We start from the raw sequence: 22,197 nt of genomic DNA, 5'->3' as shown, positions 1-22,197 counted from the left end.
CGCTCATCTCCCGTTTACCCCGGCAAGCGCGTATTCATGCTGGCCATATTGAATTTGCTCATAGAGATTAAGGTGCTTGTCCAATAGCGATTGGGTCGTAAAGTTACGGCAATGTTTGAGACATTGCTCCCCAATCCTTCTACGCTCGTCGCCCCCGAAGGAATGGAACGCGATAATTTTGGCTTGGATGGCGTCCGAGCTCCCCGGAGCAAAGAGGAATTCACCCGGATTCCAGACCGCGTCCGGAATCCCCCCGACTGCCGAGGCGTAGACCGGAGTCCCGACTTGGTAAGATTCGATGATTACCCTTCCGAAAGGCTCCTCCCATATGGAAGGCACAAACGTAACATCGACGCGTCCCATATGGCTGCGGGCCTCTGCCGGTGTAACTTTACCGGTAAACACGAAGCGATCATCGGAGCTGCATAACACCTGAAGCTGCTGCTTAAGGCCGCCATCACCGCAAATCATCACTTGCTCCACCATCTTGCGCGGCAGGAATCGGACGGCGTCGATAAGCTCGCGTACGCCTTTCTCGGCTTCAATTCTGCCGAAGTAACCGATTCGCAGCGGCTCGCGGTGAAAGTCTTTCGGTCCGCCTTCGATCGCACCATCCACGGCGTTCGGGATGACCAGCTTGGCTGCATTCGGAAACAACTCCGCATCCGTATGACGCTTCAGAATATGCGACGAGATTCCGACGACCGCCGATACCTGTCTGCTATAGCCGAGCGAGGTCGAATGATAGACACGCGCTAACGCCTGATTCTTGATCGGCGAACTAACCGGCGAGAGGAGCGAATAATCCCGAAGCGTATGCGCTACCGGTATCCCTTCCTCTGCGCAAGCCGACCATACCGCCGAGCCAAACCCGGATAAATTCTGGGTATGCACAAGATCCGGTTTAATCGATTTCAGCAGGCTGCGGAACATCTTGATTTGCACCGGATTGTACAAATCAATCATTCTGCGAGCGGCTTTCATCAGCGTTCCGCGTCCCTGCGGCTCACCAATCCAGTACAGATTGTTGTAGGGCAGACGATGCACGGTGACGCCGTTAATCACTTCTCGCTGAACACCGGCGCTGCGCTTCTGCCCGCCAACCGTAAAGACATGAACCTCTGCGGCTGAGACCAATGATTCTGCTAAGATTTGTGTCGATATTTCCGCGCCGCCAATGATGTACGGCGTGTACAAACTATTTACAATTAAAATTCTCATGCAATTCGTTTCATTCCCTTCATGCGCTGCATCACGCTTCCTACTGCCAAGACAGTCGGCTGTTCATTGAAAAAACCGCCTCGGATGAACCCGATCAACAGCCAGAAGTTCACAAAGGAATAGGAATCGAAGTTCATGACGAGCGAAACGCACAATGCGAAAGCGAATTTAGCGTATGGGCTCGAACCTGCGCTCCTTAAAGCGGAGATCATAAAGCCGAAGAACAGCGCGGCACCGATCAACCCTTCCTCTGCGAACACTTTGGACAGCAGATTCCGTGACGTTGCCATCTCAGGAGAGTCGAAGACAAGATCATGTACCTCGTCGAAAACCAATCCATCATTGAAATGCTTCAGCAGCAATTCCGCGAAATCCCTGTAATAGAAGCCTCCTCCAACACCGAAGAGCGGATGGTGTGCGAACTCCAAGAAACCGATAGCCGGAAAAACGACCCGGATAAAGAAGGAATTATCGGTCTTTATCAGCGAACCGAAGTCAAACTGGAATCGGTCTGTAAAGTAGCCGCTGACGTGGAAAGCTTCCAACAAGAACGGAACCCCTAACCCTACGACAAGCACGCATGCCGCAAGCACAAGCAGCATCTTCCCGCGGTTCCTGTTCGTAATCAGCACATAGATGAGCAGCGCGGTAAGCAATACGCTGTAGGCATAAGCCGAGAAGGATAATACCAGCAGTACTGCCGTGCCGATCAGCAGCATCAAATGCTTACGAAAACCTTGTTTGAACAGGTAAAACATGAGAACGCCGCCGCTCAGCATATGAATGGCGCCCCACGAAGGTTCACCGGACAGCATTTGAATCCGGCCGCGATACACCTTCTCCGAGAACAACCCGGTTAGCGGCAAAGAGAAACCGCTGTGAAGAACGAGTGCGTCCACGAGCTGAATGAACCCAATCGCTACTGGCGGGATAAACCCGATTAACAGGCTCTTGGCAATCCATCCCTTCAAGGCAGGATCTGTTTTGGTCTCTTCCGCGATATAAACAGACACCCGGTACATCGATAGGCCAAACAGCAGTGTAATGACATGCTTGAAACTGCTGCCTACATCCTCATAGCCGATGGATGCCACCAATGAATGCCCGATGCTGTAAATCACGAATGCAAGAAAGAAGAGGTCTCCGGCCCTGAACCGGAAATTGATGAATAACAGTAGAAACGATGCTGCGAACATCGGAAACATGGCGACCGGACGATAGACCGAGAAGTGAAAATACGGCAAGCTATCATAGGTTAGAACGGCCAAGGAAAAGAGAAACAGCATAATAATAAGATTTCGAAGAACCATGTATGCACCTGCTCTTGACGCAAGCGGAGCTATGATAAGATCAGCTCCATAGGTTTGCGTGTGGCGGAGCTGCTGAAATGACCTGCGACATAGCGTACCGAATTGCGCGATACTTTATCGTTAATCTCTGGGTTGTTGAGTAGAAGCAGTACGTTTTGAACCATTTCTTCGTCCGAATCGCAGATAAACAGATCCTCACTGTGATTCGCGCTAATCCCTTCAACGCCGATCTGATTGGTCACGACCGGGACGCCCCAGGACATCGCTTCGACGATTTTCGTTTTGATGCCTGTACCGAACAGCAGCGGAGCGATCATGAGCGCACACTTGCTTACGATCTGCTTCACATCGTCCACTTCTCCGGTTACGATGACGCCCGGATAGGTTTCCTGCAGCTGCAGCACTTCGGCGGTCGGACTCTTCCCGACAATCGTGAAGGTAGCCTCCGGTGCATTCCGCTTGATCTGGGGCCATATGCGTTCGCAGAAATAAACGACGGCGGAGCTGTTATGCGGAATATCCATTTTCCCTACGAACACCAGCTTGTTCCGATCGTAACGACGCGGTCCGCTGCCCTGCCGCATATCCGCTTCGAACTTCATTGGAATGCCATAGCAGGATTCATGTCGCGTGACCTTCTGGAAGCTTTCCGCTTCGGTCGGCGAAGTGAAGATGAGATGGTGAAATTGCGCAGCCACCCGCTTCTCGTACTTGCCAAGCAGTCGGCTCTCCAGATCAATCAACCATTTCTGAATAAACTTCACGTCCGCCATGCGCTTCAGCTTGCCTGGCAATTTATCCGCAAACCCTCCTAGTGCCGAAGGGATATAGTGAAACCATTCCAGCTGACGCTGATAGCGCAGCGATAACAGATCGTCGTAGCTCAGCACCTGTCTGCCTTGTTCCTCGGATACATATTCCGCAACTCGGACCATGTCGTACAGGATGAGCTCCGGTTTCTCCGATTGCACGATTGCTTTGATCTTCCGATGGGTCTTCCGGCTGTAATAGACGGATACCTGAAGCGGCCATCTTCTTAGCAGCAAGGAATATACCGCGACATTGTAGAGCTTCTCAACCAAACCGGGCAGCTCTAACGTAACCAGGCGGTCAATTTCATCCGGCCGATGCTTGAGATACCGGTCATCGTCCACGAAGGACAAATTCACAATCTCGCTGTCCGGATGAATCTCCTTCATTTGCCGTATATATTGCAAGAGCATGTTTTTCCGTCCATCCGTATTCGGGAAGGGAAACCGGTTCGTAATAAACATGATGGTTTTCATGTGCAGTCCCTACCCCCTATCAAAAAGCATCCTTCGCGCCAAGCAGCAGCTTGAAGGTTTTGAAGATGATTTTCAAATCGCCGATAATGCATCTTTTCTGGATATATTGGATGTCCAGCTCTACCATCTGTTCGAAGCTCAGCTCATTGCGTCCGCTGACCTGCCATAATCCCGTACAGCCCGATGTCACGGTCAATCTGAGCTTGTCGTACTCCGAATATTCTGCAACTTCCCTCGGCAGCGGCGGCCTGGGGCCGACGAGCGACATGTTTCCTTTCAGTACATTAACCAGCTGCGGAAGCTCATCGATGCTTGTTTTACGAATGAATTTTCCGACTCTTGTAATGCGCGGATCATCCTTCATCTTGAACATGGCACCTTGAATTTCATTCTGATCCAGCAGTTCTTTCAGCTTCTCCTCCGCGTTTGATACCATGGAGCGAAACTTGTACATTTTGAAAGGTTTCTCGTCTTTGCCAATCCGCGTCTGATAGAAGAACGCAGAGCCTTTCGGATCTTCCAGCTTAATCAGGAGCACAATGAGTACGAACAGCGGCAGCAGAATAATTAACCCAATCAGCGCACAGGTAAAATCGATCATGCGTTTGACTATCGTATAGACAATCAAATTATTGTAGTTCAGCAGAGCCCGATGTTCCGACACCTTCATGACAGCTTCCTGATCAAATTGTCGATTCATGAGATACACTCGCTCTTTCCCGCTCGAGAATTTCCTCAAGCTCTTCTATTAATTGGTAGCGCAGCTCGCTGTTGCCGAGTGCGAAATCGATCGTTGTCATAATGAATCCGAGCTTCTCGCCAACATCATAGCGAACCCCCTCGAAATCATAGGCGAATACGCCTGATTCCTCATTCAGCTTCTGAATTGCATCCGTCAACTGAATTTCCCCGCCTGCACCCGTCTCATGACGGCCCAGATAATCGAAAATATCAGGCGTTAGAATATAACGGCCCATAATCGCGAGATTCGATGGGGCTTGTCCAAATGCCGGCTTCTCTACGAAACGATTAACCGTGCAAAGTCGACCATCTCTTAGAACCGGATCTACGATCCCATAACGATGGGTTTGGTGAGCGCCAACGGCTTGAACACCAATCACGGATTTACCTGTCCGCTCATATTGCTGGATGAGTTGTCTGGTGCAAGGAACATCCGCTTTGACGATATCATCGCCAAGCAGTACGGCGAACGGCTCGTCGCCAATGAAATTACGCGCGCACCATACGGCATGTCCGAGACCTTTTGCCTCTTTCTGCCGGATATAGTGAAGCTCTACGTTAGAAGACTGCTGTACCTTACGAAGGATATCGTGTTTCCCTTTCTCCTCGAGCGTATGCTCAAGCTCAAAGGCAATATCGAAGTGATCCTCAATTGCACGTTTTCCTTTGCCCGTGACGACGATGATGTCTTCAATACCGGATGCGATCGCTTCCTCCACGATGTACTGGATTGTCGGCTTGTCGACAATCGGAAGCATTTCTTTGGGCATTGCTTTGGTTGCGGGTAGAAACCTAGTACCGAGTCCAGCCGCTGGGATAATTGCTTTTCTCACTTTTTTCATTGATCTCACCCTATCCAATTTATTTCTGTATCTATGTCGTGTTCTAAAAACACGAGCTATGTTTTCTCGCCATTGAGTAAAACATAGCTCGTATTTCTAGATAAGAAGGTACGAATCTAGAAATAGAGTAGGGCATTGAACCCTTCCTCACGTCATACCCCTGACGATAAACGTCTAAGGCCGCTTGACCCACAGCATAACCGAGTGCCTCCGGTGATAGAGGAGCAGGAGACATTTCCTTAAATCGGCCGAGATGCTAGATGTACAATGTTGGTTGCTAACGAGCCCGGTTGAGAACGGCTCCGATGACCGTTGCCTGACCATACTCCAGTGCTGCCATCGCTTTGGCCGCTGTATCGTTCTTCACTTTTCCCGGTTTCACTACAAGGACGACACCATCCGTCTTGTTAGCTACGATCAGTGCATCCGTAACTGTCATTACCGGAGGCGTATCGATAATTACGATATCGAAGCGCGCCTTCGCCTGCTCTAGCAGCGCTGTCATCTCTGGCGATTCCAGCAGCTCGGACGGACCATTCGGTTCCGGTCCTGCACTTAGCACATAGAGATTCTCAACCCTCGTCTGCTGAATAATGGCATCAAGCTCACTATGTTTGGCTAATGCCGTGCTTAGCCCATAACGGTCGTTGTTAAGTTCGAATATGTGATGCTGAACAGGCGTTCGCAGGTCCGCATCGATGAGCAGCACTCTCTTATTCGCTTGAGCGTAGGCTACCGCAACATTGGCTGCTGTCGTGCTCTTGCCTTCGCCGGGCAGCGCCGATGTAATCATGACGGTTTTCAAAGCGGTGTCTCGGTTCGAGAAGGTGATTTTCGTCCTCAAGCTGCGATAAATTTCGGAGACGGCCGACTTCGGGTTGTTCTCGGTAACGAGACTACGACTTCTATGCATCAAGCGAGACATTGTTCTTCCTCCCTGCCAACTGCTTCATCTGAGCATTATGGCCGCCTGCGGCCTTATCGCTTCCTTTGATTCTGGGTATTTCCGCAAGCACGGGAATTCCGTATTGTTCCTGAACGTCTTCCTCCGTCTTAACCGTGTTATCCAACTGATCCAGAATAAAGGCGGCTACGACGCCAGCCATCAGGACCAGTACGAATGTGACCATGATGTTCATCGCAGGATTAGGCGAAACTTGACCCCGGTGTTCCGATGGATCAGCCAAGTTCAGCACTGCGATATTGTCCAAATGCATAAGCGTCCGAATTTCCTGGCGGAACACCTCCGACATGGCGTTGGCCATATTGGCAGCACGTTCAGAAGAAGTATCTCGAACGGTAATGGTCATCACCTGCGTGTCGTTGATGGAGCTGACGCTCACTTTCGAAGCAAGCTCACCTGCGGTTGCGCCGAGTTCGGGATGCTCCTTAACGACCTTTTCCATGACGCGTGGCGTCCTGATAATTTCCTTATAGGTTTTGATCAGCAAAATATTAGAGTTGATCGAAGCGACATCAACGGTCGATTTGTTCGGATCCACTTCCTTGCTCTGACCGACGATCAGCTTCGTCGAAGCTTCGTACTGCGGTTTCACGAAGTGGTTCGTGTAGTAGCCGACAAGCGTACAGCTGACAATTACCATGACAGCGATCAGCCACAGCTTCTTTCTGACAATGTTCCAATATCGTTGTAATTCCAAGCTAGTTCCTCCGATACCGCGTTCATTAGTTAGCGATTGAACACTATTTTAGTCTGAATATTCTGATATATTTATGTGCTGCAATCTGACTTTCGGGGAGCAACTTTCCCATTCGTGGTTCGGCCATTTCACTGTACACCTTAATTGTATAGCGACTTTACGCTTGAAGACTATTGAACGGCAGGATGATTTTGTTTCATCGCAAGTCGTACGCCGGGCCGCATCCAATGGACACATTCGCATTATACTTTCGTACCATATGGCCCCTATGACGAACAAAAAGAGCGGCGGTCGCCACTCTTTTAAGAAGTTCCGGATAGCTCATCCGACATTGCGTACGCCGCTACTCCCCGCGACTGCGCATAAAGTGCAGCTTGCGTGCGGTCATTGACTTGTAGTTTCTGAAAAATATTACTGATATGTTTCTTAACCGTGGACTCGCTGATCATCAGCTTCTGCGCCAAGGCGCTATTGGACAATCCTTCCCCTAGTGAAGACAGCACATTGCGTTCCTTCGGAGTCAGCTTCTCCAGCGGATCGTCCGGGTCTTTGCGGATAAGAACGTCCATCAGCCCCTGGTCAAAGTATTTTCTTCCCCGGTCAATCATCTTGATTGCGAGCAGCAGCTCCTCGGGCATGGAGTCCTTAAGTACATAGCCGTCAACGCCGCACTCCTCTGCCCTGCGAATATCCGCTTCCGCCGCAGATGAAGTAAGCATCATGAAACGGCAGCTATGATCTCGAAGCTGTTCGACCACGTCGAAGCCGCATTGGTCGCCAAGCCGAATATCGACAATAGCCAGATCAGGCTCAGTCGTCTCTATGAGCTGCACAGCCTCTTCGACCGTTTCAGCCTCTCCTATAATTTCAATTCCCTCTTCCTGCGCCAGTACGGCGATCAAGCCTTTGCGGACCACATGATGGTCATCCACAATCGCGATTCTCAAGTCGATCACCCGCTTTTCGTAGTTTGGCCAGTTGCTTTATGAACGCCGGTTAACGGTAACGGCAGCAAGACCCTAATCACGGTCCCGCTCCCTTGCTTACTGCTAATCTCATATTTGCCGCCTAGCGATGCGGCCAGTTTGCGCATGTTGAAAATGCCGTAGCCTGAATCCGGTTTGCTTGGCTTCAGCAGCCAAGGATTAAAGCCGCGCCCGTTATCTTCGATGGAGAGTCTAACGATACGCTTCTCCACGGATAATTGAATCGTAACACTGCTGCTCCCGCCATGACGGATCGCATTGCCTACCCCTTCCAGAATCATCCGATACAGTGCTCGTTGATGGTTTATGGATAGACGATGATCGGAGTCCGGTGCGTTAATGTGAATTTGGATACCGTTCAGCTTGGCCTGATTGGCCAAATGTGATTTGACCATACTGATCCAGGAAGTATCGCCGTTCGTATCGCTCTCGCGAGAGCTCAGATTGTAAATCGATGCACGCAGTTCACGCGAAGCAGCCAGCGCCGCTTCTTGAATTTCCTGCATCTGCTCTTGAGTCTGGTCGTTATTCATTCCGTTACAGTCATTTTTCATGGACTGAATGGCGTAAATGATACCGAATAAATGCTGGGAAACACGATCATGCAGTTCCTCAGCGATCCGGTTACGCTCCTCGATTAAGAATCGTTCTGATTCGATCTGAATTGCCATCGTTATCATCACCTTTCTTATCACTCAATATAAACGCCACTTTCGGTTATGGAGCGCACATTCTATGATTAAATATGAGAGAATACTAGCTTTTCGTCATGGTTATCCAAATTCGGACAATTGGACTTCTCCTCTCAACATACATTGAGAAGATGGACATGGACATAATTCAGGAGTACTGATTTTGTTAACCTTTCGTTTACAGGCAAAGAGTGACCTTGGTCTCAATCGCTGAGCATCTGTTTGTCGAACTCGATGGTTAAAGCTAACGAGAGAGGTTAGATCTTGTAATCTTTTTGTAAGAGAGAATTCCTGATAACATAGCACCGCACAAGGAACGAGAACGATTCTCAAACATGACATTTAGATTTATTCTTGCAGCTTCCGTCACTTGGGCCTCATTACCCAATAGGGGATTCGAGAGAACCGTATAGAAGTGGGACCATTCGCAATTACAAAATCATCACTTTAACAAAAATTTAAAGATTATTTCCATATTTTAGCGCATACAACTCCCCTTAGTAGTACTCACCATGGTGCTTTTGCACACTGCATACGTACAATTTCGATTAAATAATGAGAAGAAAGTGAGAATAATGAGAAGAATACTCTGCCAACTGCATTTCTTCTTCGGCAAACCACTACTTACCCCCGTGTGGTCGAAATGAATCTGACAGCACGAAAAAGGCTGCCGATTGGCAGCCTTGAATGTCGAGAAACCCAGCGTTGCAACGCGCGAGGCTCCCATCGGGAGTTGTATGACGCGTTTGGTTTCGTTTTTGTTTTCGATCTTTTCGAATCGTTCGTAGCGAAGCAGATACTACATGAATAAGTGTAACGGTTGCCAGAATGGCTATTTCACGAAAATATGCCATTTTGAAACGCTAACGGTTGTAATAGAAGTTATTTGCAGCCTATGGGTCGATTTCTATTGGAAAACGATCAAATAGGCTCGCTGGCAACCGTTAGACAATATAAAGGGCAAATTCTTGCCAAATAACCACTGTCACAACCGTTAGCGTTGAAATGCGAGAGAACATGCGCTTATAACGGAGGACAAAGCATAATAAAGATTTCCCCCGCACCGTACCGGCAGCTAAAAAATTCAGCGTTGCTTTTAACGTGGATTTCGATTTCTCGAGACACTGAGGCTGCTGAATGGCTGCCATGTTCTAACGAACCGTACGGGGCTTATTTGATCCATAATCACGTCGATAAACGGCCAAATAACGCCTCTACGGTTCGTTAAATTTTCGCGCGAAGGTAGCCTTTGCTTTCAGCCCTCAAGCTCCATGGCTAGACGCCTTATCTCCATCTGTTTTGCCGGCTTGCGCACCGTAATAATAGGGATTAGCAGTAGCCGGAAGCGGTCGATCCACTACATAGTCGGGATTCTCCTTCTGTTTGATCAATGCAGCGATGACCTCTCTCAGCGCAGCCCATAGACTTGGACTCGGTGCCGGGTAGTCAAACTTCAATTCCTCATGCAGGGCAGGCAGCGCATGATAGGGCACCATCGGAAACATATGATGCTCGATATGATAGTTCATATTCCAGTACAGGAAGCGGAAGAACGGATTGATATAAATCGTACGCGTATTCAACCGGTGATCCAATACATCTTCCCTGAGACCCAGATGCTGACCCAAGCCCACGAGCAGCAGCAGAATCGGGCCATAGAAGGTCGGAAGACCAACAAACATGAGCGGCAGAATACTGCCGATCAGAATCGACCAAGCAATGAAGCCCGCAAGAATAAGCACCCAGATCCGCGAAATCCAAACGGCTTTCCTCAGCTCAGACGCCGGGACGTAATCCTTCTCAGCTGCAGTCAGCTTCCCGAAGCAATGCGTCATAATCGCTTTAAGATCTCTTGATCCGCCATAGATATGAACGATTTCTCCGAATATAATGCGCCAAACCGGGGGTCTGGACATCGCGATTTCCGGGTCGCGTCCTACGATATAAGTATCGGTATGGTGTCTCACATGACTCCAGCGCCAAGGGGTTGGCGCTCTCAAATCCATGAAGGAAGCAATTTGATACAGGACGTCATTCATCCAAGCCGTCTTAAAAGCCGTGCCATGACCGCATTCATGCCACCTTGAATCGGCAGTCGAAGCGTAGCTCACCCCGTATAAGGCAAACGCAGGTATCGCCCACCAGGTTCCCCAAGAATAATAGGCAAGAATCCCCGTACCGATGAGCCATGCAAACATCAGAATCGTATCACGAATTGCAGGTCCATCCTTACGCTTCATTAATTCCTTCAAACGCTGGCGCGGAATCGGGCTCTTATACCAATCCTCCGCTGATGCTAATCCTCTTTCTTGCGCGCGTTTATTCTCCGGTCCTGTCAGGCTATAATCTCTTCTCGCAGACATTGTGAAGACCTCCCCATGCAGATATGTGATAGCGCTTTCTTCAATCATAACGCCTAGCGAACAAACTGTCGTTAACGTAACAAGACATTCATTTGCACGATAAGGACAATCCTTCATAAAACTGCAAAATCCTGATCCCATGTTACGGAATGATCAGGATTTTGGTCCGCATTTTCTGATTAGATCGTACTTTTGCCTGCATGATCGATATAGACCTTAACGTTTACAGCTTTTAAGGAGGACTCGTCAATCTTGATCGTTTTCCAGTTCTTTACCCTGCCTTGAAACAGGTGATGCCTGAAATTGTACAGATCAATGCCTTTATTAATGTTGGTTTCGTACGTTTCCCTTATCTCGCGTGCAATGTTAGCGGAAACTTCGCCCACAACGGCTGACTCGTCCCCCTCCTCGCTTAACCATTCGACGATATTGCCATGTGTACTTACATCAATCGTAAACAACACCTCATCACCACGCTTGGTGAATTTTATTTTGGATTTCGCCTTCTCCATGGATACGACGCCGTTTGCCACCAATACAGGGGTCCGAATCATATCAGGCTGAAACCAACGCAGACCCATCATCTTCTTCTCTGGAATGTATCCCTGTGCTTTGGTTTCGTCCATGACGAAGACCCCTTCGATTTTGAGGTGAGGGTCGCGTTTATTTTGGTCATTGGACCATTTCTCTGTATCCAGCGCCAGCGCGGGAATCGTAGTTGTATAGCCGGGATCAAGCATGCCGAGCATTAGTTCTTGAAAGGTCAGCATCGGATAGATCGAACGCTGGCTATGGCTGTCTCGCGGTGATTGCATGGATGTGGTTAAGGGACTTAGCGTAAAAAAGGATTGTGCTTTTAACACTTTATCCACCGGTTCCTTGGTAGCATACACCCAAGAGGAATATCGAAACTCGCGATACCTTTGATAGGAATCAAGTCCATTTGGCCCCATGTGGCGGAGCATCCGATCTGATATCAGAACAGATCGGATGTGGCTCCATTCGATCTTGCGCTGCGCGGTACTATACAAGTCGCCTGCGGCCTCGCTTGGTGTTCTGCCAACTCCTCTGCCTACCCAGATTTGCGGTTGACCGCCGCCTGACGAGCCTTGTTCCGCATTGGTGGCAGAGGAAAGGCTTACAATCTGAACATACACAATCGTTTTCCCTTTGTTATAATCGTATCCGATCGCAGTGGCATAAAGGACTTCCTCGATGTTTTTGTAATCCCAGCACCCGGTCAGCAGTAAAGTTACGGTTAGGAGGCATGCGCCTATTTTCGCTCCCAATTTGACGTTCAAGGACAGCGCCCCCCTTTACTTGGTTTTATCTTTGGGATGGAGCGCCTTGAAGCGTTCCTTCTTCATATGAAACGGAAGATCGAGAATGGAGAGAATAAACGGTTTCACTTTCATCTGACTGATCGGTTCCAAATACGGAACGCCGAACGACTTTAATGTGGCCATGTATGCGATAACGGAAAGCAAGGCTATAAAGAATCCGAACAAGCCTAATATACACGAGACTATGAGCACGTAGATACGGATGAGCGTGACCGTTCCGCTTAAGGATTGGTTCACGAGTGTAAACGTAGCGACAACCGCAGAAGCTGTGACCATTAACATGGATGGCGACGCCAATCCCGAGCGAATGGCGGCATCTCCGATAATCAGTCCGCCTACAACCGCAACCGTTTGACCTACCGCCGTCGGAAGCCTGATTCCCGCTTCCCGGAACATCTCAAACAAGCCCAGAATAATGAAGGTTTCGATTGGCGCGGGATAAGGGATACCCGTTCGTGCGGTAACGATCGTCGACAAGAGCGGGAATGGGAGTTGGTCAATATTATAGGAGAATAAACTAACCCAGAAACCCGGCAAAAACATGGCAACCATAAGACCAACAAATCTCAGCATACGCTGAAAAATCGTATAGTAAAAAGGGAAGTGGATATCTTCCGGCGACTTGATCAGCTCCAGAAAGTTAATGGGTCCGATAATAGCCATCGGGGAGCCGTCTATAAGGATGACAAAGCGCCCCGTCATGAGCGCTTGGATTGCAAAATCCGGTCTGCCGATATAATCGACAAGAGGAAATATGGAGTTGGGCGAATCGCTCAAATACTCCTCCAACTGAGCTACCCCAAGGAGGACATCGATGTCTATTCTCGCAAGCCTTGCTTTGAGCTCCTTCACGATCGCCGCATCTGTTATATCCTTGCAATAAAGCAGCGCAACCGCCGTATTTCCACGCCTCCCTATCTTCACTTGCTCATAGTTCAGCGAGGTTGTTTTCATCCGTTTGCGAATGAGCGCAACGTTAGTCATGACTTCCTCTGTAAATCCGTCCCTCGGACCTTTAATGGAGACTTCGCTTGTTGATTCCTCGATGCTTCGGCTTCGCGGCTCATGAAGATCATATTTAAGCTGATCCGGGAGCATGACCACTGCCCCAGCGAATATTTCCTCAGAGAGGGTCTGCTCCATCGGTTTCCATTCGTTATTCTGGATCATTTGCTTCCAGTTCGGAATGACGATCGTTTTGAGCCTGTCCATATTGACTAAGCTTTCGCAGTATATGAAGGAAATCTCGCCTACTTGCTCCAGTTTGACATCAAACGCGTCTTGAATTAAGGCTTCTGCTTCTTGGTTCATGAAAACACCTTCTTCTTCGCGCGAATGGCCCACGCGTACAAGATAATAGCCGTTACAAGCCAGGCTGAATAAGGAATATAATACTCGCTTAATACGGTCAAATAACTCAATTCCCCCCATGGTATGGCTAAGGCAGCAATGAGGAGCACGCCCATCAATAGCACCGGTAGTTTAGATTGTGGTTTGATGACGTCACCAATCAGAAATAACATGACAGACGCGTTCACAACGGTAAATGTCATCCATATGAACACGGAAATGAAGTCCATCTTCTCGATATACTCTGTAATTTGAATTAATCGAACTTCGTTATAGATGGGGAATGAGAGTCTTGCTGCTTCCACTGGCCCAAATGTAGCCAGCAGCGTGGCCGCTATCATGGTTGCGAGCACGCCAAGCGTTATACAAGTCCATACTAACCTTCCCCTTTTGACAGCGCCATCCGTATGATGGGACAGAAACAACAGAAGGGCAATATTCCCCTCTCCACGCCAAGTATCCCACATCCCTTCCAGCAATGAAGGAAATGGCGTTGTACCGATAGGCCGAAGGAAACTGTAGTGTACGTATTTCATCGCGAATAGATTTTGAAAAACAATCGCACAGAAAACCGGTATAAATACGACGGTTGCTACGATACCGATAGGCCCAATCCCTTTGACACCGAGATACATGGCTAGTCCGACTAATGCCAATATGACGATGATTTTAGGGGTAAAGGGAAGCAGCACAATCTTCGTCCACGTGACAATGTCGCGGCAATCAATGAACGCATTGGTCGCTAAGTAGAGTAATGACAGCATTTTGAATATCGCAGTTACGACACCTCCGACTTGGCGTTTGGATTCAACCAATAGGGATGTTCTAGCGTCATACGTGGTGTATACGATAAGTGCAAATGCGATGAAAGGGACAATCGATAGCGCAACTGCGATCCATGCGTCTCGTCCACCGACGGATAGGATGGGATTTACTGAGGTGGTTTGCAGAAAGGAAGAGATCGAGAACGATAATAAAATATAAGTCTGTGCAGCATTAATCTTCGTCAATTTATTCCACCTCCATGGAGGTAGAATGCACCAATTGTGGTTTGATTATGAAAATCGCACGAGATAAGCTCATTCATCGTATCGATTTTCGCGGTAACGGTTGTCAGCGTGGCTATTTCATGAAAAAAACGACTTTTGAAACGCTAACGGTTGCCACAGAGGTTATTTGGAGTAAAATCGTCGATTTCGAGTCAAAAATGGCAAATAAGCTCATGGGCAACCGTTAGTAAATAAAAAGGGTACAGATAGGCCAAATAAGCACTCTCACAACCGTTACAACTTTGAATGCCTATAAATAAATAACCGGTCCTGGTAGCAGGACCGGTTGATTATATGCGGTTGGTTCGAGTCTTTTCAGCAGCACTTTTTAGCTTGGTCTTCGTCGATTGTCGACTTGCTGGCTTTAATTTCCCTGCAAGAGGCTTCTCTCTTTTCGCAATCCCCTTCTCTGTATCCTTCTCATTAACTTTCTCTTTCCCTTTCTCCCGCTCTTTCTGCGAGTTCGGCCATGCAGACGGTTTAGTCGAAGGTTTAGCAGCCGACTTTTTACCCTTCATTTGTCCTAGAATCGGGTGCAGATGATCTAAGTAAAACGTAGTCTCCTTCGCCTCTATCTCTGTGATCGCCGCTCTATGTTCTGTAATATAGGTCGGCTCTTCAAACGTGGCCGTTTCTTGAAGGAGCTGCATCTCATGAAGCGAAATCGGCTGCTTGACGACAAGCAGGTGAATCATCATTTGATGCACAACATTCAGTTGAGACTGCCGAAGCAGGGAGAGCTCAAGTCGATCATATCCGCTGCAATACGCCGGAAAATAGAAATACTCCATATGCAAAGGTCTGAAATCGATTGACGAATCTTCATTAAGCGACCACGACTCTTGTTGCGGCAGCATGAACTCATCCTCACTGATTACATGATCGGCGCTCGCCGTCCAATAACGCGGCGAATATTCATTGAACAACTGTTTGAATTGCGGATTCACCAGATGAGAACTGACATGCGCATAGGGCACGACCAAACAAACCATTGCCTTATGCCGACAAACACGGTACAACTCTCCCAAGACATCTAGCAGATTCTCCGCATATTCTAAACTATGAGAAGCCATGACAAATTGAACCGAGTTGTCCTTCAGCGGCAGAGGTTTTTCAAAGTCATGCACGAGATCGACACCACGATAGGCTACCTTGTCGATACCCATGCAATCGTTGAATTTACGGGATCCGCATCCCAAATCAATCCTCAAACGAACGCCTTCTTTCCTAACCTTCTTTCTATTAATCTATTCCGACTGATCGCTAGTTGTTTATGTGTTTGCCCCTCATATCCTTTCACCTATGTTTTCTCTAACTCTCTTAACAGGATAAGAAAGCCGCCCGCATCCATTAGGATACGGGCGGCTGGACGAACATATGGAACGAAATTAGTGACGAATCAGATAATCAAAGGCACTCAGAGCCGCGGTAGCGCCGGAACCCATCGAGATCACGATTTGATTGTACGCACTGTCCGTGCAATCGCCGCCGGCAAATACGCCTGGCAAGCTCGTTGCTCCCCGCTTGTCCACGACAATCTCACCGGAGCTCATCCGCTCAAGGCTATCGCCAAGCCACTCCGTATTCGGAACAAGTCCGATCTGAACGAACACGCCTTCGAGCTCGACATGCTTAACGGCGCCCGAATCGCGTTCGATATAGGAAATGCCGCGTACTTTGTCCGTCCCGGTAATTTCAGTCGTCTCCACATTCTTGAGCACCGTTACGTTCGGAAGACTGTACAGACGATCTTGAAGAACAGCGTCCGCCTTCAATTCCGACGAGAGTGACAGAACGGTGACATGGCTTGTGATGCCCGCGAGATCAATTGCTGCCTCGACGCCGGAATTGCCTCCGCCGACTACGGCTACGCGTTTACCGGCATAGAGCGGACCGTCGCAATGCGGGCAATAAGCCACGCCTTTATTCTTGAACTCCTCTTCGCCCGGTACGCCGATAGTACGCCAGCGAGCGCCTGTTGATAGAATAACGGTCTTGCTCTTCAGCACAGCACCGTTCTCGAGCTGCACCTCGAACAGTTTATCCTTCTCGAGCCGAACAGCGCGCTGCAGCTTCATAATGTCGACGTTGTACTCTTTGACATGCTCTTCCAGGCTAGCCGCCAGCTTCGGACCTTCGGTATATTTCATGCCGATCAGATTCTCGATGCCAAGCGTATCGACAACTTGTCCGCCGAAGCGGTCTGCCACGATGCCGGTACGGATCCCTTTGCGCGCCGCATAAATCGCCGCGCTAGCTCCCGCAGGCCCGCCGCCCACAACAAGTACATCGTACGGCTCTTTCTCGAACAGCTCCGAGTCGTCGCGCGTCACGCCGATTTTGGTCAGGATCTCATCGATCGTCATCCGGCCGCCGCCGAAAAACTCTCCGTTTAGGAATACGGATGGGACAGCCATGATATTGTTGCTCTCCACTTCCGCTTTAAACGCGGCGCCGTCGATCATCGTATGCGATATGCCGGGATTCAGGACACTCATCAGGTTCAGCGCCTGCACGACATCCGGACAGTTATGGCAGGTTAAGCTGATGTAAGTCTCGAAGCGGAATTCGCCGCGAATGCTCTTGATCCGATCGATAACGTCCTGCTCGACCTTAGGCGCTCTGCCGCTGACTTGCAGCAGCGCCAGCACCAAGGATGTAAATTCATGACCGAGCGGGATGCCGGCAAACACGATGCCCGTGTCCTCGCCTGGACGGTTTACGCTGAAGCTTGGCGTTCTCGGCAAATCCGCTTTCTCCAGCTTGATTCGAGATGACATGCCGGCAATGGCGTTCACCAGACTAAGCATATCTAGCGATATTTGATCGTCCCCTGCACATACTTGAATCAGCACGTCGCCTTCCATCAAACCAAGGTATTGATTTAATTGTGTCTTTATCTCCGGGTCTAATACCATTGTCCATTCACTCCTTAGATCTTGCCTACGAGATCGAGGCTCGGTTTAAGCGTTTCAGCGCCCTCTTGCCACTTTGCAGGGCATACCTCGCCAGGATTGTTGCGTACGTATTGCGCTGCTTTGATTTTGTTAACGAGCGTGCTTGCATCCCGGCCGATTCCGCCGGCTGTGATTTCAACGGTTTGCACGACGCCGTCAGGGTCAATGATAAACGTGCCGCGGTCAGCCATTCCGTCTGCCTCGATCAGTACGTCGAAGTTGCGGGAGATGGTATGGGCAGGGTCGCCGATCATGATGTATTCGATTTTGCCGATTGTGTCCGAGCTATCGTGCCAAGCTTTATGCGTGAAATGCGTATCTGTAGAAACGGAGTAGACTTCCACCCCAAGAGATTTCAAGGTTGCATATTGATCTTGCAGGTCGCCAAGCTCCGTTGGGCAGACGAACGTGAAGTCAGCCGGGTAGAAGCATACGACGCTCCATTGACCTTTGAGATTAGCGTCAGAAACTTCAATGAAATTTCCTTTTTGGTAAGCTTGGGCTGTGAAGGGTAGAATTTCTTTTCCGATTAGAGACATGATGTGTTCCTCCTGATTTGCTCTTATTTATAATTATTATAAAGTAATATTAACTATTATATAGTCTGATGTCAATACTATTCTGCTTCCAATTGAAAACAATTATCAATGATTCCCGTAAAAAAGCCGCCCGTATCCAACAGGATACAAGGGCGGCCTGAAGACTGCAGTCCATCTTACCGACTGCGATTAATGACGAATGAGATAGTCGAATGCACCTAAAGCTGCGGTTGCGCCTGACCCCATCGAAATAATAATTTGCTTATACGGACTGTTCGTGCAATCTCCTGCGGCAAATACGCCCGGCAAGCTGGTTGCACCATGGTTGTTCACGACAATCTCGCCGAAACGAGTCCGTTCGATATGATCCGGGAGCCAGTCGGTATTCGGAACAAGTCCGATCTGTACGAATACACCTTCAAGCTCGACATGTTTCTCTGCACCTGTATCGCGTTCGATATAGGAAATGCCGTTTACTTTGTCCGTGCCTGTAATTTCTTTCGTCTGGACGTTCTTGTGCACCGTTACGTTCGGCAGACTGTACAGGCGATCTTGAAGAACAGCGTCCGCCTTTAGTTCCGGCGCGAATTCCAGCACGGTGACATGGCTCGTGATCCCTGCGAGATCAATCGCAGCTTCGATACCGGAGTTTCCTCCGCCGATGACAGCTACGTGCTTACCTGCAAACAACGGACCATCGCAATGCGGGCAGTAGGCCACGCCTTTGTTCTTGAACTCCGCTTCGCCGGGAACGCCGACATTGCGCCAGCGAGCGCCTGTGGAGAGAATAACGGTCTTGCTCTTCAGCACGGCACCGTTCTCGAGCTCAACTTCAATATAGTTGCTCTTGTCCAAACGTACGGCGCGCTGCAGCTTCATGACGTCGACGTTGTACTCTTTCACATGCTCTTCCAGACTGGCTGCGAGCTTCGGACCTTCCGTGTACTTCGTGCTAATGAAATTCTCGATGCCGACCGTATCCATGACTTGACCGCCGAAGCGCTCCGCCAAGATGCCTGTGCGAATGCCTTTACGTGCTGCATAGATAGCCGCGCTCGCACCTGCAGGTCCGCCGCCGACAACAAGCACGTCATACGGCTTCTTCTCGAACAACTCGGAGTCGTCGCGCGACGTGCCGACTTTCGCCAGAATTTCGTCGATGGTCATGCGGCCGCCGCCGAAAAACTCTCCATTCAAGTACACGGATGGAACCGCCATGACTTCCTTGCTCTCGGCTTCTTCTTTAAAAACCGCGCCGTCGATCATCGTATGCGAAATGCCGGGATTGAGGACGCTCATCAGATTCAGCGCCTGCACGACGTCCGGGCAGTTATGGCAGCTTAAGCTGATATACGACTCGAAGCGGAATTCGCCTTGGATGCTCTTAATCTGTTCAATCACTTCCTGCTCGACTTTGGGCGCTCTGCCGCTGACTTGCAGCAGGGCAAGCACCAAAGACGTGAATTCGTGACCGAGCGGAATGCCAGCGAACGCAATGCCCGTATTCTCGCCTGGACGGTTCACGCTAAAGCTTGGCGTTCTTGGCAGATCGGCCTTCTCTACTTTAATGCGGGAAGACATGCCGACAAGTTCATCCATCAGCTCAAGCATTTCCTTGGATACTTGATCGTCGCCTGCGCAGACTTGGATATGCACGTCGCCTTCCATTAATCCAAGGTATTGGTTCAGTTGCGCTTTAATCTCCGGGTCTAAAACCATTTCACATGCCTCCCAAGTAATGTAATAGAATTGCCGATTAATAATTGAGAATGATTTTCAGTAATTGCAAGAAAAAACCGCCTGCACCCATCAGGATGCAAAGCGGCAGTTGTCATATCCTTCGTTCCTTAGATCTTGCCAACAAGATCAAGGCTCGGTTTAAGTGTTGCGCCGCCTTCTTGCCATTTCGCAGGGCAAACTTCGCCTGGATTGTTGCGCACGTATTGAGCTGCTTTGATTTTGTTCACAAGCGTGCTTGCATCGCGGCCGATGCCGCCAGCGCTGATTTCAACCGATTGAACAACGCCGTCTGGATCAACGATGAATGTACCGCGGTCAGCCAGACCAGCTTCTTCGATCAACACGTCGAAGTTACGGGAAATCGTGTGCGTAGGATCGCCGATCATGATGTATTCGATTTTGCCGATTGTGTCCGAGCTATCGTGCCAAGCTTTGTGCGTGAAGTGCGTATCTGTCGATACGGAGAAAACTTCTACGCCAAGCGATTTCAATGTCGCGTATTGATCTTGCAGGTCGCCAAGCTCAGTTGGGCAGACGAACGTGAAGTCAGCTGGATAGAAGCAAACAACACTCCATTGACCTTTCAAAGTAGCGTCGGATACTTCGATGAATTTACCGCCTTGGAATGCTTGCGCTTTGAAAGGTAGAATTTCTTTTCCGATTAGAGACATATGTTTGTTTCCTCCTAGAGAGCATTTAATTGAAATTATTCTAAATTGATATTAATTCTCGGACGAGCATTTGTCAAGACTTTTTAGCGTCCAATTGATAATTGTTTTCAACTGGACCTCCCCAACATCCGAAACCATTGCCACGTGCTAGTATTGTCTACATGAGGAACATTATACAGAAAAACCTCGCTTCATGCAGCCTCTTCTATGATCCCATTGTGCTGATATCGATAACAAATCGATAACGTACATCAGATGCAAGTACGCGTTCCCATGCTTCATCGATTTGGCTTGCTGCAATCACTTCAATCTCAGGAGCAATGCCATGTTCCGCGCAGAAATCAAGCATCTCCTGCGTCTCGCGAATGCCGCCGATCATGGAGCCGGCAAATGACCGGCGATGACCGATAAGCGAGAACACGTCTACGGACATCGGTTCCGGCGGCGCACCGACATTGACGAGCGTGCCGTCGAGCGCCAGCAGCGAAAGGTAGGCGCTGATCTCGATCTTAGCGCTCACCGTATTGATGATGAGGTCGAAGGAACCGGCCAATGCCTGAAACGTCTCCGGATGGCCCGTAGCATAATAATGGTCTGCGCCAAGCCGCAAACCGTCTTCTTTCTTCTTCTCGGTTTGAGATAACACCGTAACCTCCGCCCCCATGGCATGTGCGAGCTTCACCGCCATATGTCCGAGCCCCCCGAATCCAACCACCGCTACCTTCTTGCCCAGAGCTGCCCCCCAATGGCGAAGCGGCGAGAACGTCGTGATGCCGGCGCACAGGAGCGGAGCCGCGGCATCAAGCTCCATGTTGTCCGGAATTCGAACGACGAAGTCTTCCGTCACCACGATATGTGTGGAATAACCGCCCTGCGTGTATTGCCCGTACCGATCGATAGCTCCATAAGTACCTGTATTTCCACGGAGGCAGTACTGTTCCTCGCCTTTATGGCAACTGTCGCACTCTCTGCAGGAGTCCACCATGCAGCCTACTCCTACTCTATCGCCGGTGGCATGCTTCACAACCTCCGAACCAACCTGCGCGACTATGCCGGCGATCTCGTGACCCGGAACGAGCGGATAGCTTACCGGTCCCCACTCTCCGCGGGCACAATGGATGTCGGAATGGCAAATACCCGCGTATTTAATCTCGATGAGGACGTCAAGCGGACCAAGTTCCCTGCGCTCAATCGTGGTCGGTTTGAAAGGACCTTCCGGACTGAATACAGCGTGTGCGTTTACGTTAATCATGGATAACCTCCTGCGCGTATGGATAAAGATAAGTAGTTCTTCTACTATTCTTCACGATAGAGATCCACGGTGTCAAACAAAAGGCTGCCAAATGGCAGCCTCAGGCTGTCGAGAAAGTCTCGACAGCCTTTGTTATATCCTCATAATTTAACACGACACCGCGTTAATATAGTATAATATAAGTAACAAATAAC

Annotated in this window: 19 protein-coding genes; all 19 read right to left on the bottom strand. The window is 49.4% G+C overall.

From position 1 onward, the window contains the following. Positions 1-3: 3 nt before the first annotated feature. Complete coding sequence (locus tag BLW29_RS15860; protein WP_090981262.1) at positions 4-1,221, bottom strand: glycosyltransferase family 4 protein; 1,218 nt, start codon at positions 1,219-1,221, stop codon at positions 4-6. Continuing rightward, on the bottom strand, positions 1,218-2,531 hold the full coding sequence (locus BLW29_RS15855) for an O-antigen ligase family protein (RefSeq protein WP_090981260.1): 1,314 nt from the start codon (positions 2,529-2,531) through the stop codon (positions 1,218-1,220). Before BLW29_RS15855 ends, BLW29_RS15860 begins: the two co-directional genes overlap by 4 nt. Before the next feature lie 29 nt (positions 2,532-2,560). Beyond that, a complete protein-coding gene (locus BLW29_RS15850) occupies positions 2,561-3,817 on the bottom strand; it encodes a glycosyltransferase family 4 protein (RefSeq protein WP_090981258.1) in 1,257 nt (418 codons plus the stop codon). Between the two features lie 19 nt (positions 3,818-3,836). Beyond that, positions 3,837-4,487 (bottom strand): sugar transferase, encoded by a 651-nt coding sequence (locus BLW29_RS15845; RefSeq protein WP_305728487.1) that lies wholly within the window; start codon positions 4,485-4,487, stop codon positions 3,837-3,839. A 13-nt stretch (positions 4,488-4,500) separates the two neighbouring features. Then, positions 4,501-5,400 (bottom strand): UTP--glucose-1-phosphate uridylyltransferase GalU, encoded by a 900-nt coding sequence (gene galU / locus BLW29_RS15840; RefSeq protein ID WP_090981254.1) that lies wholly within the window; start codon positions 5,398-5,400, stop codon positions 4,501-4,503. 277 nt (positions 5,401-5,677) lie between these two features. After that, complete coding sequence (locus BLW29_RS15835) at positions 5,678-6,325, bottom strand: CpsD/CapB family tyrosine-protein kinase (RefSeq protein WP_090981252.1); 648 nt, start codon at positions 6,323-6,325, stop codon at positions 5,678-5,680. Further along, positions 6,306-7,061, bottom strand: a complete 756-nt coding sequence (locus BLW29_RS15830) for a YveK family protein (RefSeq protein WP_177186659.1) — start codon at positions 7,059-7,061, stop codon at positions 6,306-6,308. The genes BLW29_RS15835 and BLW29_RS15830 overlap by 20 nt, the downstream gene beginning before the upstream one ends. A 302-nt stretch (positions 7,062-7,363) precedes the next feature. Beyond that, positions 7,364-8,008, bottom strand: a complete 645-nt coding sequence (locus tag BLW29_RS15825) for a response regulator (protein ID WP_090981248.1) — start codon at positions 8,006-8,008, stop codon at positions 7,364-7,366. A gap of 5 nt (positions 8,009-8,013) precedes the next feature. Continuing rightward, the gene (locus BLW29_RS15820; RefSeq protein WP_177186658.1) at positions 8,014-8,718 is read right to left on the bottom strand and encodes a sensor histidine kinase; all 705 of its coding nucleotides are present in this window, start codon (positions 8,716-8,718) and stop codon (positions 8,014-8,016) included. Positions 8,719-10,001: 1,283 nt separating this feature from the next. Further along, on the bottom strand, positions 10,002-11,102 hold the full coding sequence (locus tag BLW29_RS15815; protein ID WP_090981244.1) for a fatty acid desaturase family protein: 1,101 nt from the start codon (positions 11,100-11,102) through the stop codon (positions 10,002-10,004). Between the two features lie 179 nt (positions 11,103-11,281). Then, positions 11,282-12,403 (bottom strand): Ger(x)C family spore germination protein, encoded by a 1,122-nt coding sequence (locus BLW29_RS15810; protein WP_177186657.1) that lies wholly within the window; start codon positions 12,401-12,403, stop codon positions 11,282-11,284. Positions 12,404-12,418: 15 nt separating this feature from the next. Continuing rightward, on the bottom strand, positions 12,419-13,756 hold the full coding sequence (locus BLW29_RS15805) for a spore germination protein (RefSeq protein ID WP_177186656.1): 1,338 nt from the start codon (positions 13,754-13,756) through the stop codon (positions 12,419-12,421). Continuing rightward, on the bottom strand, positions 13,753-14,805 hold the full coding sequence (locus BLW29_RS15800) for a GerAB/ArcD/ProY family transporter (RefSeq protein WP_177186655.1): 1,053 nt from the start codon (positions 14,803-14,805) through the stop codon (positions 13,753-13,755). The genes BLW29_RS15805 and BLW29_RS15800 overlap by 4 nt, the downstream gene beginning before the upstream one ends. A gap of 329 nt (positions 14,806-15,134) precedes the next feature. Further along, positions 15,135-16,055 carry a class I SAM-dependent methyltransferase gene (locus tag BLW29_RS15790; protein WP_090981234.1) on the bottom strand — a complete coding sequence of 307 codons (921 nt, stop codon included), beginning with the start codon at positions 16,053-16,055 and terminating at the stop codon, positions 15,135-15,137. Positions 16,056-16,232: 177 nt separating this feature from the next. Next, positions 16,233-17,762, bottom strand: coding sequence for an alkyl hydroperoxide reductase subunit F (gene ahpF / locus BLW29_RS15785; protein ID WP_090981231.1), 1,530 nt, complete (start codon positions 17,760-17,762; stop codon positions 16,233-16,235). Between the two features lie 14 nt (positions 17,763-17,776). Then, positions 17,777-18,340 (bottom strand): alkyl hydroperoxide reductase subunit C, encoded by a 564-nt coding sequence (gene ahpC, locus BLW29_RS15780; protein WP_090981229.1) that lies wholly within the window; start codon positions 18,338-18,340, stop codon positions 17,777-17,779. A gap of 189 nt (positions 18,341-18,529) precedes the next feature. Next, entirely contained in the window at positions 18,530-20,059 is a 1,530-nt protein-coding gene (gene ahpF / locus BLW29_RS15775) for an alkyl hydroperoxide reductase subunit F (RefSeq protein WP_090981226.1), read from the bottom strand. A 128-nt stretch (positions 20,060-20,187) separates the two neighbouring features. Further along, entirely contained in the window at positions 20,188-20,751 is a 564-nt protein-coding gene (gene ahpC, locus BLW29_RS15770; RefSeq protein WP_090981224.1) for an alkyl hydroperoxide reductase subunit C, read from the bottom strand. Between the two features lie 205 nt (positions 20,752-20,956). Continuing rightward, positions 20,957-22,003, bottom strand: coding sequence for an NAD(P)-dependent alcohol dehydrogenase (locus BLW29_RS15765; protein WP_090981222.1), 1,047 nt, complete (start codon positions 22,001-22,003; stop codon positions 20,957-20,959). Positions 22,004-22,197 lie beyond the last annotated feature (194 nt).

Source organism: Paenibacillus sp. CF384, assembly GCF_900106745.1.
Classification (GTDB): domain Bacteria; phylum Bacillota; class Bacilli; order Paenibacillales; family Paenibacillaceae; genus Paenibacillus_Z.
The sequence above is the reverse complement of the archived record's forward strand: the minus strand, read 5'-3'. Positions and strand labels throughout refer to the sequence as shown.